The 14,935-nt window shown below is 53.3% G+C and carries 13 protein-coding genes; 2 read left to right on the top strand and 11 right to left on the bottom strand.

The window, feature by feature from the left end; genetic code table 11:
• Position 1 precedes the first annotated feature (1 nt).
• From ntrX to dusB, 5 genes are all read right to left on the bottom strand, one after another.
• Positions 2-1,363: a nitrogen assimilation response regulator NtrX gene (gene ntrX, locus KHQ09_RS08670; RefSeq protein ID WP_022712355.1), complete on the bottom strand. Its 1,362-nt coding sequence runs from the start codon at positions 1,361-1,363 to the stop codon at positions 2-4.
• A 93-nt stretch (positions 1,364-1,456) separates the two neighbouring features.
• Positions 1,457-3,709 (bottom strand): sensor histidine kinase NtrY-like, encoded by a 2,253-nt coding sequence (locus tag KHQ09_RS08665; protein ID WP_213597698.1) that lies wholly within the window; start codon positions 3,707-3,709, stop codon positions 1,457-1,459.
• A gap of 83 nt (positions 3,710-3,792) precedes the next feature.
• Positions 3,793-5,202 carry a nitrogen regulation protein NR(I) gene (ntrC, locus tag KHQ09_RS08660; protein WP_238481713.1) on the bottom strand — a complete coding sequence of 470 codons (1,410 nt, stop codon included), beginning with the start codon at positions 5,200-5,202 and terminating at the stop codon, positions 3,793-3,795.
• Positions 5,203-5,310: 108 nt separating this feature from the next.
• Positions 5,311-6,432 (bottom strand): two-component system sensor histidine kinase NtrB, encoded by a 1,122-nt coding sequence (locus KHQ09_RS08655; protein ID WP_213597694.1) that lies wholly within the window; start codon positions 6,430-6,432, stop codon positions 5,311-5,313.
• Positions 6,432-7,451: a tRNA dihydrouridine synthase DusB gene (gene dusB, locus KHQ09_RS08650; RefSeq protein ID WP_213599899.1), complete on the bottom strand. Its 1,020-nt coding sequence runs from the start codon at positions 7,449-7,451 to the stop codon at positions 6,432-6,434. The genes KHQ09_RS08655 and dusB overlap by 1 nt, the downstream gene beginning before the upstream one ends.
• Before the next feature lie 205 nt (positions 7,452-7,656).
• Between dusB and KHQ09_RS08645 the strand changes: the two genes are divergently transcribed.
• Together KHQ09_RS08645 and KHQ09_RS08640 are read left to right on the top strand one after the other, a co-directional pair.
• On the top strand, positions 7,657-8,859 hold the full coding sequence (locus KHQ09_RS08645) for a bifunctional 2-C-methyl-D-erythritol 4-phosphate cytidylyltransferase/2-C-methyl-D-erythritol 2,4-cyclodiphosphate synthase (protein ID WP_213599897.1): 1,203 nt from the start codon (positions 7,657-7,659) through the stop codon (positions 8,857-8,859).
• 14 nt (positions 8,860-8,873) lie between these two features.
• Entirely contained in the window at positions 8,874-9,368 is a 495-nt protein-coding gene (locus KHQ09_RS08640) for a CinA family protein (RefSeq protein WP_213597692.1), read from the top strand.
• 6 nt (positions 9,369-9,374) lie between these two features.
• On the opposite strand, the gene KHQ09_RS08635 is transcribed toward KHQ09_RS08640, so the two are convergent.
• From KHQ09_RS08635 to KHQ09_RS08610, 6 genes are all read right to left on the bottom strand, one after another.
• Entirely contained in the window at positions 9,375-9,848 is a 474-nt protein-coding gene (locus tag KHQ09_RS08635; RefSeq protein ID WP_116088047.1) for a type II toxin-antitoxin system RatA family toxin, read from the bottom strand.
• 12 nt (positions 9,849-9,860) lie between these two features.
• Positions 9,861-10,829 (bottom strand): lipoyl synthase, encoded by a 969-nt coding sequence (gene lipA / locus KHQ09_RS08630; RefSeq protein WP_213597690.1) that lies wholly within the window; start codon positions 10,827-10,829, stop codon positions 9,861-9,863.
• Positions 10,830-11,008: 179 nt separating this feature from the next.
• Positions 11,009-11,206, bottom strand: a complete 198-nt coding sequence (locus KHQ09_RS08625) for a hypothetical protein (protein WP_028233977.1) — start codon at positions 11,204-11,206, stop codon at positions 11,009-11,011.
• A gap of 127 nt (positions 11,207-11,333) precedes the next feature.
• Positions 11,334-12,797 carry a dihydrolipoyl dehydrogenase gene (lpdA, locus tag KHQ09_RS08620; protein ID WP_213597687.1) on the bottom strand — a complete coding sequence of 488 codons (1,464 nt, stop codon included), beginning with the start codon at positions 12,795-12,797 and terminating at the stop codon, positions 11,334-11,336.
• Positions 12,798-12,864: 67 nt separating this feature from the next.
• Entirely contained in the window at positions 12,865-13,503 is a 639-nt protein-coding gene (locus KHQ09_RS08615) for an SGNH/GDSL hydrolase family protein (RefSeq protein ID WP_213597685.1), read from the bottom strand.
• 59 nt (positions 13,504-13,562) lie between these two features.
• Positions 13,563-14,921 carry a pyruvate dehydrogenase complex dihydrolipoamide acetyltransferase gene (locus KHQ09_RS08610; RefSeq protein WP_213597683.1) on the bottom strand — a complete coding sequence of 453 codons (1,359 nt, stop codon included), beginning with the start codon at positions 14,919-14,921 and terminating at the stop codon, positions 13,563-13,565.
• Positions 14,922-14,935 lie beyond the last annotated feature (14 nt).

The following is a 14,935-nucleotide window of genomic DNA, read 5'->3' as shown; positions in this document are numbered from 1 at the left end:
ATTACACTCCGAGCGACTTGAGTTTACGGTGCAGAGCGGAACGCTCCATACCCACAAACTCAGCCGTGCGTGAAATATTACCGCTGAAACGGTTGATCTGTGCAACCAGATATTCTTTTTCAAACATTTCACGTGCCTCGCGCAGCGGCAGCGCCATAATATGCTGGTCGGAATCTGTCGGTGTGCGCGGCAGCGTGTCACCGATTTCCGCCGGCAGCAGATCAGCCGTTACCGGCGCATCCACATCATCGCCGCGCGCCAAAATCATCAGGCGCTCCACATTGTTGCGCAGCTGACGCACATTGCCGGGCCAGCTATGGGATTGCAGAACCGCCATCGCATCATCGCTGATACGGCGCGGTTTGATACCGGCCTGTTCAGCCACCTGATTGATGAAGAAGGACACCAGCGACGGAATATCGTCGCGGCGCTGTGCCAGTGGCGGCACCTGCACCGGAACAACGGCCAGACGATGGAACAGGTCTTCACGGAACAGACCTTCGGCAATCATACCTTCAAGGTTTTGCGCGGTCGAAGAAATGATACGCACATCAACCTTCACACGCTTGGTTCCGCCAACACGTTCAAACTGCTGGTCAACCAGAACACGTAAAATCTTGTTCTGGGTTTCACGCGGCATATCGGCAATTTCGTCGAGATAGAGAATACCGCCATGCGCCTCTTCCAGCGCACCGACCTTGCGTTCCCCGCCATCCATTTCGGTGCCGAAAAGCTCGATTTCCATACGTTCCGGTGTAATAGCAGCGGCATTCACAGTTACAAAAGGTCCGTTAGCACGGCTCGACTGTCCATGAATGGCACGTGCCACCATTTCCTTACCCGAACCCGAAGGGCCGGTAATCATGATACGGCTGTTGGTCGGTGCCACGCGTTCGATAGTCTGGCGCAACTGGTTCATCGCCAGCGAATTGCCAAGCAGTTCGAATGTCTCACCGGAGCGTTTGCGTAAGTTAGAAACTTCGCGCTTAAGGTTTGATGTTTCCAGTGCCCGCTCTGCCACGAGGATCAGACGATCTGCCTTGAACGGCTTTTCAATGAAATCATAAGCGCCGCGGCGGATTGCCGAGACTGCAGTTTCAATATTACCGTGACCGGAGATCATCACCACCGGCAGATCCGGATGCAGTTTCTTGATTTCATCCAGCAATGCCAACCCGTCCAGACGGCTGCCCTGCAACCAGATGTCCAGAAAAATCAGCCGTGGCACACGATCATTGATCGCGGCCAATGCGCTGTCCGCATCAAAAGCTGTGCGGGTTTCGTGACCTTCGTCGCTTAAAATACCAGCAACCAGATCACGGATGTCCGTTTCATCATCAACGACGAGAATATCAGAAGCCATTTAATCCACCTGCCTTGTTCCCATTATCCTGCAGATTTACCACAAAGTGATCTATCCGCAGGTATTTATCATTCAGCTGCCTGCATCTGTCTGTCATGCCTGCAACTCCTCATTTGTCTGTGTCCCTGCCATTTCCGGCGGCGTTGCAGGGAAAACCATACGGATCATCGCACCTCTGCCCTGATAGAAATCAGCCGGTGCATCATGCAGTTCCATATGCCCGCCGTGATCCTCAACGATTTTTCTGACAATAGCGAGGCCAAGGCCGGTGCCTTTTTCGCGCGTTGTCATATAAGGCTCCAGCAGCCGCTGCCGGTTGTCACCGGGCAGGCCTTTGCCATTATCAATCACTTCGACAATCAGCTGATCCTTGTCCTGATAGGCTTTCAGCAGAATATGTCCGTGATAATTATCTTCATCAGTAACCGCTTCAATAGCCTCGCTGGCATTCTTGATAATGTTACCAAAAGCCTGACCAAGCAGACGACTGTCAAAATGGCCATAAAGCGGCACTTCACTCAACTGCTGCTCAAAACTGATCTCACTGCGGCTGACTTCCACCAAGAATGCGGCTTCTTTCAGCGAATCCCGCAAATCAATGGTTTCCATTTTCGGCTTCGGCATCCGTGCAAAAGACGAGAATTCATCCACCATGCGGCCGATATCACCAACCTGACGGATAATCGTTTCCACACACTGGTCGAAAACCTCACGATCCTCGGTAATAACCTTGCCATAACGGCGGCGGATACGCTCGGCAGAAAGCTGGATTGGTGTCAGCGGGTTCTTGATCTCATGGGCGATACGGCGCGCCACATCAGCCCATGCCGTTGAGCGCTGCGCCTGTACCAGATCAGTAATATCATCAATTGTAACCACATAGGAGCGTTCATCACCCGTGCCGTCCTCAATCGTGATCTGCACATTGAAGGTACGGGTCAGACCGCCGCGCATCATCGAGACCTGCTCGCGGTAAACCGCGCGGCCGGAATCATGTGCCACTTCAAAAACCTGTCCAATTTCCGGAATATGCGTGCTCAGGCTGGTACCGATAACCTCATCCGGCTCAAGGCAGAACATCTGCTCTGCCGAGCGGTTGACGATATTAATCAGCCCCAGCGCATCCACACCGATCACCGCGGCGGTAACACCGGACAACACAGCCTCGGAGAAGCGACGGCGCTCATCAATCTGGTCTTTGGCGGCCAAAAGATCGGTGCGCTGGCTTTTCAGCTCGGCAACCATGTTGTTGAAAGTGCCGGACAATGCGCCGAGATCACCATCGCTGGAGCGCACCGGTACGGAAATATCCAGATTACCGACTGCCACTTCATCCGCCGCACCGATCAGCTGGCGGATCGGCCGCACCAGACGGTCTGCCACAGCAATACCTGTCCAGATCGCCGGCAGCAAAACAATCAGCATCAGGCCAAAATAGAGCAGCGCAAAGATCACCTGCGTCGGGATGCGGTTCGCCTCCATATCCTGATAGCGCTTGGTATTGGCCTCCATCAGACGCATGGAATCCAGAATTTGCGCATCAACAGCACGTACGGTGTAGAGATACACATCGGGTATCTCACGCATCTTGATAATCGCGCCAACGAAGTTGCTGGTCGGACCTGGCGGGATAATCACCGGATTGCCGTCCCGTGCTGTTTCAACCGCCTCAGACGGCGGCTGCGGCAGATTTGCGCCGCCCTGTTCGCTGCGCAAGGCAATCGAGCCGTCTTCGCGCAACAACTGTGCGCCGAGTAAACCGCGACCCAACGCCTGTAAGGTCATCAGTTGCACAAAACCGTTACGGTCAAGACTATAGAGCGTGCGTTGCGCATCCATATCCTGCAGCATGGAATAGGTCGTGCTTTGCAGGTTACGCGCGGTTTCATTGATATAACCGTTGGCAAGGCTGATCGATGAATTGACGATATTGCGCGTATTGGTTTCAAACCAGCGATCCAGCCCGAGGTTTAGCGTTACACTGGCGACAATCGCCACAACAATCGCCGGAACCGCTGCAATCAGCGAGAATAGCGCCACAATGCGCACATGCAGTCGTGCCGCCGCGCGGCCATGACGACGCGCTTGCGTAATGCGGAAAATCTCGCGGATAATCAGTGCCAGCAGGCTGACAACCAGCACCACATTGATGATGATGAGCGTCAGTGTCACATGCAGATCAGGAACAATCGGCGTGACACCGATCATAATCAGAAAGGATAGCAGCGAGGCGATAATCGATAGGACAACAATAATCACACCCGGAAGAGCCAGCAAACGTCTTTGTTCACTCACCCGTGCAGGTTTAAATTCGCGCAACCACTCAAGCAGACTCGTCTTATCCATTTCGTTAATCTATTATAAACCGTTGCCATCATGCAACAGAATGTTGCACATATGCAACGTTATCGCTGCCGACCAAAGCTATATTAGCTATTTTTGAAGATATTGAGGTCGTGGTCGCGGATTTTTTTGCGCAGCGTATTACGATTCAGACCCAGCAATTCTGCGGCCTTGATCTGATTGCCGGATGTGGCTGTCAGGCTTGCAGCCAGCAGCGGATATTCAATCTCATGCAAAATCCGGTCATAGAGCCCCTGCGGCGGCAGTTCACCATTGAATGAAGCAAAATACTGGCGCAGATAAATCTCCGTCGCCTCACGCAAATTGGTGATCTGATCCGCTTTCAGCCTTGCTTCATCAGCCTGTAATGACGGCGGCAGATGCTGCAATTCGTGGCGGATAATCTCAGCATTAATCTCATCCTGCGGATAGAGTGCCGCGAGCCTGCGCACCAGATTTTCCAGCTCGCGTACATTGCCCGGCCATGTATAATGGCGCAGCGCAGCAAATCCCTCGGCACTGATCTGTTTCGGCGACAGGCCTTCCTTTTCCACCAGCCGGAAGAAATGTTGCACCAGATCCGGCACATCCTCGCTGCGCTCACGCAGCGGCGGCATGCGCAGCGGCACCACATTGAGCCGGTAGTATAAATCCTCACGGAACTGACCTTTGTGAATTGCCTTGAGCAAATCCTTATTGGTTGCAGCCACAATACGCACATCGGTTTTAATCGGCGTGCGCCCGCCAACGGTCATATATTCGCCCTGCTGGAGCACGCGCAGCAAACGCGTTTGCGCTTCCATCGGCATATCGCCGATTTCATCGAGAAACAGCGTTCCGCCATTGGCCTGCTCAAAGCGCCCTGAAAAACGCTGCTGCGCGCCGGTAAAGGCACCTTTCTCATGGCCGAATAATTCGGATTCAATCAGATCACGCGGGATAGCTGCCATATTGATCGCCACAAAAGGCCCGTTACGACGGCGGCCATATTCATGCAAAGCGCGGGCAACCAGCTCCTTACCCGTACCGGACTCACCGGTAATCATTAGCGTCAGATCGGTCTGCATCATGCGTGCTAGCACACGATACACATCCTGCATTGCCACCGAGCGGCCGACAAGCGGCATATTTTCAGCCTGCTCGTCCACATCCTGTTTTGTCTGCACCGGTTTTGGTTCGGACAGCGCGCGACGCAGCAGGCTCACCATCTCGCTCAGGTCAAATGGCTTTGGCAGATAATCATAGGCACCGGCTTCCGATGCGCGGATAGCGGTCATGAAAGTATTCTGCGCACTCATCACCACAACCGGAAGATCAGGCCGCGCTTTGCGGATGCGCGGCAGGATTTCAAACACAGAACCGTCCGGCATATTCACGTCGCTGATCACCAGATCACCTTCGCCGCTCGTAATCAGCGCCCAGAGTGCTGCACGATTGCTGGCAAGACGCACAGCATATCCCGCTCTGCTCAGCGCCTGATTAAGCACTGTGCGCATGGCTGCATCATCTTCTGCAACGATGATTACCGGTTCATTCAATGCCTCACTCCCACACAGATAAATATTATATTACATAATATTAGATCGATATTTTAATATTTAAATTTAAACGATAGAACTGTCCTGTTTCCAGATCGGCAACAGGATACGGAAAATGGTTTTTCCGGAGAAACTTTCGCATTCAATCATGCCGCCATGATCGGCAATGATCTTGGCAACCAAAGGCAAGCCCAGACCGGAGCCATTGGTTTTGGTCGTGATAAACGGATCAAACAGGATCGGCAGAATATCCGGCGCGACACCGCCGCCATTATCAATCACGCAATATTCCAGCGGCAGAGACAGGCGCTCGCCCGTCGCCGGTACAATCATATGCATGCCCGCTTTATAGGCAGAGGTCAGCAGGATCTCGCCTTTGCGCCCCGAGCGCTCTTCCGGCTCAATCGCCTCAGCCGCATTTTTAATCAGGTTGAGAAACACCTGTATCAGCTGATCGCGATTACCCCAGACACGCGGCAAAGACGGATCATAATCCTCGCGGATCGTGACATGGGATGCAAAGCCGTGGCTCGCCAGCGTTTTAACATGCCCCAACACAGTGTGAAGATTGACCGCAGAGCGCTCAATCGGACGCTCGTCGGAAAACACATTCATCCGGTCAACAAGGGCAACAATACGGTCAGCTTCATCACGGATCAGCTGTGTCAATTCACAGTCGGACTCATTGGCCGCATCGCGTGCCGACATTTCCAGCAATTGCGCCGCACCGCGAATACCCGAAAGTGGGTTCTTGATTTCATGCGCCAGCATTGCCGCCAGACCGGTGACAGAACGTGCCGCGCCGCGATGGCTCATCTGGCGATTGAGTTTCTCCGCCATGGCTGTCTCTTTAAACAGGATAACAACCTGATCCGGTATTTCATTGACCGGTGTTACCTGCACATCCACCATGCGCTCAGTGCCCATACGCGGCGATGACAGGTCAATATGATATTCATTAACCGCTGTACCGCTTTGAATAACCTGCGTAATCAGTCCGATCAGCGGACTTGCAGGCGGCAGAAAATAATTGAGACCATGGCGCTTCAAGATTCCCGCACTGGAGCGGAAAAAAACTTCTGCCTGCGCATTGGCATAAATAATCTGTCCGGCAGCATCTGCCATTATCACCGCTTGCGGCAATGTATTCAGCACATGATCGGACAAAGAGAATGCAGCAGCGTCCATCAGGCAGCATCCTTCAGGGATTTTGTCCCTGCGACCGGTGACAGGCCGGTAAAAATATCCGTAAGAATGTCTGATACTTCCTGCGCATTGCCTGAGGTCATCAGCGTCTTCTTGACCGTATCCGGCACATTTAACGTATGACGTTCCATATACCAGCCCAAATGTTTGCGGGCATGGCGGATACCGGTTTTCTCACCATAATGTTCCAGCATGGCGTGATAATGTGCGAGAATATAATCGCTTAAGTTTAGCGGCGCAGCCTTAACTTCATCGCCACGCAATTCATCGGCGACCTGCCCCGCCAGCCAAGGCTGACCATAGGCGGCACGACCAATCATAACCGCATCGGCACCGGAGCGGCGCATAATTTCCTGCACATCGGCAGCGCTGCCAACATCGCCATTTGCAACAAGCGGCACGGAAATTGCCTCACGTACTGCGCGGATAGCATCCCAATCGGCATGACCGGTATAGAACTGACAGCGCGTGCGGCCATGCACGGTAATCATCTGCACACCGGCATCAACGGCACGCCGAGCCAGTTCCGGCGCATTGATTGAATTGTGATCCCAGCCAAGCCGCATTTTCAGCGTCACAGGCACTTTGACAGCCTGCACTGTGGCTTCAATCAGCGTCAACGCATGGTCGAGATCACGCATCAGCGCCGAACCGGAATAACCGCCTGTCACCTTCTTGGCAGGGCAGCCCATATTGATATCGACAATATCCGCGCCTTCACCTTCAGCGATCTTGGCGGCCTCGCCCATCCAATGTGCTTCACGGCCTGCAAGCTGCACCACATGGGTCTGCAGATCACCACGCTCCATCCGCTTACGGCTCTCGGAGTGATGATTGCACAGCTCCGCGCTCGCCACCATTTCGGAAACCACCAGCCCGGCACCGGCCTCCCATGCCCGACGGCGAAATGGCAGATCGGATACGCCGGACATCGGCGCCAGAAATACGCGATTGCGGATTTCCACCGGTCCGATCTTCAATGGCAGGGTTGCAGTCGTCATCATCAGCCTAAAAATTATGCAATATTAAAAACGCTTAAACTTTAAGCAGATTTATAGGTTTTATCATCTTCATGCAAGAAAAAGCGGATTCGTCGCAATGTGATTAACCGATGAATCCATTATCAAAAAAACATCACTGGCATTTCGTTTATCAAGGCGGTATTCGCTATAAACAGAGGTGTGACAGCTCGGAAAGGCTTTTCTCATTCGCACAGCAGCAGTTATAGTCGCCGCAGGACGCGGAGAACGCGCCGGTCAAAGCACCGAAGGCCCTAAGCAATATCGTCGTATCGGCGGTCAGGCCGTGCTGGCGCATACTTTACGCACTTTTCTGGCCTGCGAGCAGATTTCGCCTGTGGTGGTGGTGATCCATTCCGACGATCACGATCTTTATCATGCTGCACTGCAACGCGCTGATATTGATGCCGCGCGTATCCGCCTTGTTACCGGTGGCCCGACACGGCAGGAATCCACCCGTCTCGGCCTGCTCGCTTTGTGCGATAATGCACCGGATTATGTGATGATTCATGACGGCGTGCGTCCGTTTATTACGCAGGATTTGCTCAAGCGCATAATGATTGCCCTGCACCCGCAAACCGGCGTACTGCCTGCCCTTGCCGTTTCCGACACACTGAAACAGGCTGGCGGCGATGCCTTGGTGACCAAAACCGTGCCGCGCGCAGGTCTTTTTGCTGCGCAGACACCGCAGAGTTTTCCCTTCGCCCCAATTCTCGATGCGCATAATGCAGCATTTGCATTGGGACGCACAGATTTCACCGATGATGCCGCCATTGCAGAATGGCAGAGCATACCTGTTCGTGTTGTCGAAGGCTCAGCCGACAACACTAAAATTACATGGGCGAAGGATATTGAAATGGCAGATCAGCGCTTGCGTCAGGATATGGTTGCTTTTCCGGACATCCGCACGGGCAATGGTTATGACGTGCATAGTTTCGAAGCAGGCGACCATGTGTGGCTCTGCGGCGTGAAAATTCCGCACACACATAAGCTCAATGGCCACTCCGATGCCGATGTGGCGCTGCATGCGCTGACGGACGCCCTGCTCGCCACCCGCGGCGCAGGCGATATCGGCACGCATTTCCCACCGTCTGATCCGCAGTGGAAAGGTGCTGCCTCACGGCAATTTGTTGAGTTTGCAGTTAAAACCGTGCGCGAAGCCGGTGGACGTATTGCCAACGCCGATATTACACTGATTGCCGAAGAGCCGAAAATCGGCCCTCATCGTGAAACCATGACCGCAGAACTCGCGGATATGCTGGGTGTGAGCACAGATCGTGTTTCGGTCAAAGCCACGACCAATGAGAAAATGGGGTTTGTCGGCCGTAAGGAAGGCATTGCCTCTATCGTAACTGTCAGCGTTATCTATCCGGGTGAAGTGCCCGCATAAAGGAAGGTATATTCATGGGTCTCGTAGCAGAAGAACAAGCTCTCGCCGTTCTTGATGCCTGCCGCAAGGCGCAGCTCATGATTACTACTGCCGAATCCTGCACCGGCGGTATGATTGCCGCCGCACTGACCGACATTGCCGGTTCGTCCGATGTGGTTGATTGTGGTTTTGTCACCTATAGCAATGAAGCCAAAGCTTCACTGATCGGTGTTTCTCAAAGCCTGCTTCGTGATTTTGGTGCAGTGTCGAAACCTGTTGCTATTGCCATGGCTGAAGGTGCGCTGAAACATACCCCGCAAGCCGGTATAAGCATTGCAGTCACCGGCGTTGCGGGCCCATCAGGAGGCACAGCGGAAAAACCTGTCGGACTGGTGCATATTGCCTGTGCGAGACAGGGTTTTGAAACCTTGCATCTGGAATGCCGCTTCGGCGACCAATCGCGCGAAGCCATCCGCTTAGCTACAGTGCAGGCCGCACTGGATTTGGTTCTGAAAAGACTGGCTGAGTAATTTTAATTACTTAATCGCATCGCCGGTTTTGATGCCATAAATCTGATCGGCGCGTTTTTCAAAAGCTTCCGCAAATTTGCGGAAAGCCAGATCAAACATCGAGCCCATTACCAGACCAAGCGTGCGGCTCTTAAATTCATAATCAATGAAAAAATCCACATCGCTATGCGTACCGTCACCGACCGGTACAAATGTCCAGCGGTTGTCGAGATAGCGGAACGGGCCGTCAATATATTTGACTTCAATCACCCGCTCATCCGGCTTGAGCAGCACCTGTGTGGTGAATGTCTCACGGATGAGTTTGTAGCCGACAGTCATGTCGGCCACCAGTAATGTCTTGCCATCGCGCTCTTTACGCGAGCGGATGGTCAATGCTTCACACATCGGGACAAATTGCGGATAAGTTTCAACATCCGCGACGAGAGCAAACATTTGCTCCGCGCGGTGCTGAACCTGACGTGTGGCAGTAAATTGCGGCATGATCTATCAGTTTTAATTCCGGCTGGCGATCAGCGCTTCACGGGCAGCACGCAGCTTGGCAAAATCATCACCCGCATGGTGCGAAGAGCGTGTCAGCGGGCTGGAAGCAACCAGCAGGAAGCCTTTGGTTTTACCGATTGTGGCAAAGGATTTGAACTCGTCCGGTGTCACATAGCGGATAACCGCATGATGCTTACGGGTTGGCTGCAGATACTGACCAATGGTCATGAAATCCACATCAGCCGAGCGCAGATCATCCATCAGCTGGAGCACTTCATTGCGCTCTTCACCCAGACCAACCATGATACCGGATTTGGTGAAAATGGTTGGGTCAAGTTCTTTCACACGCTGCAACAGACGCAGGGAGTGGAAGTAACGGGCACCCGGACGTACTTTCAGATAGTTGGACGGCACAGTTTCCAGATTGTGGTTGAACACATCCGGACGCGCCTTAACAACGATCTCCAGAGCACCTTCCTTACGCAGGAAGTCCGGTGTCAGAATTTCAATCGTAGTCTGCGGGCTGGCTGCGCGGATTGCATGAATCACTTCAGCAAAATGCTGTGCGCCGCCATCGGCCAGATCATCGCGGTCAACGGAGGTGATAACCACATGGGTCAGCCCCATCTGCTTCACGGCCTTGGCCACATTTTCCGGTTCATTCGGGTCGAGAGTGGTCGGAATACCGGTCGATACGTTACAGAACGCGCAGGCACGGGTGCAGATTTCACCCATAATCATGAATGTCGCGTGTTTCTTATCCCAGCACTCGCCGATATTCGGGCAGCCGGCTTCCTCGCATACTGTGACAAGCTTGTTAGAGCGCACAATATCGCGGGTCTCGCCATAGCCGCGCGAAGTCGGAGCTTTCACGCGAATCCAGTCAGGCTTTTTCAAAAGTGCTGTGTCGGGCCGGTTGGCCTTCTCAGGATGACGAAGGCGTTTTCTGTCGTCGTTAACGGTGTCCAGAAGCGTAACCATATGTCTTTCCCAAAACGGCCGTTGCGGCCTTCAGATTTCGTAACACCGGAAATTCCGGCCAGAATATTGCGCCTGTTTATCAGGCAGGACGAACAAGGTAAACTACAAGCTTCAAACCCTGCTCTTATCAAAACTGATAACAGCTCATATAAGCCGTCAGCTTTTATATACAACCGGTCTCAACGTCGCGCCGCTTCACCGATTGCCTTGAACACCAGTGCCCAGATCAGGCCGAAACAAAATCCGGCCAGCCCCAGCGCCAATGTTACACTCCATACGCCATACCAGCCCGAGAGTGCATAGCCATTGATTGAAATCACATTGCCGGACAGAAAGCTGAGTGTCGACACACCAAAACCAAGCCCCAGACCGATCAGTGTTGAATATTTCAGCACTGTCAGCGCAGCTTTGCGATAGGGTGATCCGTCTTTAATCAGCGGCAATTGCAATCCTTCTCAAGAGTGAAACCGGCCTGAATTTTAGTCATCAGGCCGGAAATCATTATCAGGCGTTCAGAACTTTGCCATAAGCATCCAGCACGCTTTCCTTCATCATTTCTGACAAGGTAGGATGCGGGAATACGGAATGCATCAGTTCTTCTTCAGTGGTTTCGAGATTCATTGCAATCACGAAGCCCTGAATAAGTTCGGTGACTTCAGCGCCAACCATGTGTGCGCCGAGCAGCTGGCCGGTCTTCTTATCGAAAATGGTCTTAACCAGACCCTGATCTTCGCCCAGCGCAATTGCCTTACCGTTTGCAGCAAACTGGTAGCGGCCAACGCGGATATCAAAGCCCTGTTCTTTGGCCTTGGCTTCGGTCAGACCAACGGAAGCAACCTGCGGGTTACAATAAGTGCAGCCCGGAATTTTGCCCTTATCCAGCGCATGAACATTCGGTACACCGGCAATCTTCTCAACGCAGATAACGCCTTCATGCTCGGCTTTGTGCGCCAGCATCGGAGGACCGGCAACGTCGCCGATGGCATAAATACCTTCGACATTGGTCTTGCCATAACCGTCAATCACCACGCAACCACGATCAGTTTTAACGCCGAGTGCTTCAAGGCCGAGATTTTCGATATTGCCGACAACACCGACAGCCGAGATCATGCGATCAGCAGTGATTTCCTGCACCTTGCCGTCATTGGTTTCCACGCTGGCGGTGACCGAGTTTGCGCCTTTGACCACTTTGGTCACTTTGGCTTCGGTGATGATCTTCATGCCCTGCTTTTCAAGCAGCTTACGGGCAAAGGTCGAGATTTCTGCATCTTCAACCGGCATGATGTTTTTCATGACTTCAACAACAGTCACGTCAACGCCCATGGTACGGTAGAAGGAAGCGAATTCGATACCAATTGCGCCGGAGCCCATAACCAGCAGGCTCTTTGGCAGTTCTTGCGGAACCATTGCTTCGAAATAGGTCCAGATCAGCTTGCCATCCGGCTCAATGCCAGGCAGCGCACGAGGGCGCGCACCGGTTGCCAGAATGATGTGCTTAGCTGTGTAAGTACCCTCACCCAGCACACCTTTAGGCACCGGATTTTGTGGCAGCATCGGCTGTTTGGTGGTTTTGGAAACCACGATTTCAGCAGACTTACCGGCAGATGCGCCTTTGGTGACTTTGGCTTCACCCCAGATCACATCGATCTTGTTCTTCTTCATAAGATAAGCCACGCCGCCATTGAGACGCGCTGACACACCGCGCGAACGGGCAACAACTGCCTTCACATCCGCACTGATTTTACCTTCGAGCATCAGGCCGTAATCCTTGGCATTTTCACCGAAATGCAGAATTTCAGCCGAGCGCAACAGAGCTTTGGTCGGAATACAGCCCCAGTTAAGGCAGATACCGCCAAGGTGCTCACGTTCAACAATCGCGGTTTTAAGTCCGAGCTGAGCGGCACGGATAGCAGTTACATAACCGCCGGGACCGGAACCGACCACGATAACGTCGTAATTGTTGGACACGCTCATTCTCCTTGAATGGTTTCTATGCCGGTTACCGGCGCATCATTCATTTTATCTTTTTAATTTACTACAAACCCAGTATCAGGCGCACGACAGGCTCCAGTGCTTTGCCGATAGCCCGTGTATTTTCTGCATCCAGATGCACACCATCCAGCGGCGTGGTTTTCGCAACGCCGGATGCATCAAAGAAGCTGCATTCCGTTTCATCCGCCAGATCTGACAAGAGCAGCCCCAGCTTGCGCGATTCCGTAATACCACCGGCAAAGAGCGAGGCAAAAAACGGATCAGCACTCTCAGTGATATGCGGCGGAGCCACAATCAATATATCCGGCACCGCATAGCCTTCGCGATACGGATGATTGCGGATGATCTGGATCAATCTGCGCATACCGCAATGGCTGGAAAAAGCATCGCCAACGACCTGCGGCTTCATATCATTGCTGCCGAGCAGGATAATCACCAGATCAAGCGGCGCATGAGTACCCAGCAATGTCGGCAGGATACGCGAACCGTTACGGTCTTCCGGTGCGGTATGATCGTCAAAAGCGGTGGTGCGGCCGTTCAGACCTTCAGCGATCACATGCGCCTGAGAACCGAGCGCCTTCTGCAAAACAGACGGCCAGCGATCCTCAAGCGGCAGACGTGCACCATCCGGTGCCTGATAGCCCCATGTCAGTGAATCACCAAAACATAAAACTGATTTCATGTTCGCGCCTTTTGCGGGAAAGCAACGGCGCCCCAGAAATCTGAGGCGCCTGTCTTTTCTTAGACCAGCATGCCGAGCGGGTTTTCAATATAGTTCTTGAAAACCTTCGCCAGTTCCGCAGCCAACGCACCATCAACGGCACGGTGGTCAGTGGAAAGCGTGACGGACATAACGGTTGCTACAGCCAGTTCGCCGTTTTTGACAACTGCACGCTGTTCACCGGCACCAACTGCAAAGATTGTTGCATGTGGCGGGTTGATGATCGCTGCGAAGTCTTTGACGCCGAACATACCGAGGTTGGACACCGAAGTGGTGCCGCCCTGATATTCCGAAGGCTTCAGCTTACGGTCGCGGGCGCGCTTGGCCAGATCTTTCATCTCATTGGAGATGGCAGACAGAGCTTTGGTTTCTGCACCGCGAACGATTGGCGTAATCAGGCCACCCGGAATAGAAACGGCAACGCCTACATCCGCATGTTTGTGCTTGACCATGCCTGCATCAGTCCAGGAAACATTGGCTTCCGGAATATCGCGCAGTGCCAGAGCCGTTGCCTTGATCACCAGATCATTGACCGAAAGCTTGTAAGCGGGCACTTCGCCCTTTTCGGTTTTGATCAGTGGTGCCGCAGCATTGAGCTGTGAACGCAGCGCCAGCAGAGCATCCAGTTCGCAATCAATCGTCAGATAGAAATGCGGAACAGTCAGCTTGGATTCCATCAGGCGGCGCGCAATGGTTTTGCGCATACCGTCATGTGGTACCAGCTCGTATGAACCTTCCTCAAACATTTTGAGGGTGGCTTCATCCGAAGCGCCGGAAACAGCAATCTGAGGTGCAGCAGAAGAAGCAACCGGCTTGGCAGGAGCTTTAACGCCGGAAGCAATCGCAGCTTCAACATCCTTGCGGATGATGCGGCCATGCGGTCCGGTGCCGGAAACGGCAGCCAGTTCCACGCCTGCATCCTTGGCAACGCGACGTGCCAGCGGCGAAGCGAACAGACGCTCGCCTTTAGCAGCAGGAGCCGGAGCAGCCGCAGCAGGTGCAGGTGCAGGTGTCGCTGCTGGAGCAGCAGCAACCGGTGCAGGAGCAGTGGCAGCAACCGGTGCAGCGGCTTCAGCTTTTGGCGCTGCGGCAGGTGCATCGCCTGAAGCTGCTTTCGCAGCTTCAGCAACATCTTCACCATCTTCCGCCAGAACAGCGATCAGGGCATTGACCTTCACGCTTTCAGTTCCTGCAGGCACAACCAGCTTGGCTACGATACCTTCATCAACGGCTTCTACTTCCATAGTTGCCTTGTCGGTTTCGATCTCGGCAATAACGTCACCTGCGGAGACTTTATCGCCTTCTTTGACCAGCCATTTTGCCAGATTACCTTCTTCCATTGTCGGAGAAAGAGCCGGCATCGTGATTTTGATAGCCATGTTTAATCTTCCCC

Source organism: Pseudochrobactrum algeriensis, from assembly GCF_018436245.1.
GTDB lineage: Bacteria > Pseudomonadota > Alphaproteobacteria > Rhizobiales > Rhizobiaceae > Pseudochrobactrum > Pseudochrobactrum saccharolyticum.
The sequence above is the reverse complement of the archived record's forward strand: the minus strand, read 5'-3'. Positions and strand labels throughout refer to the sequence as shown.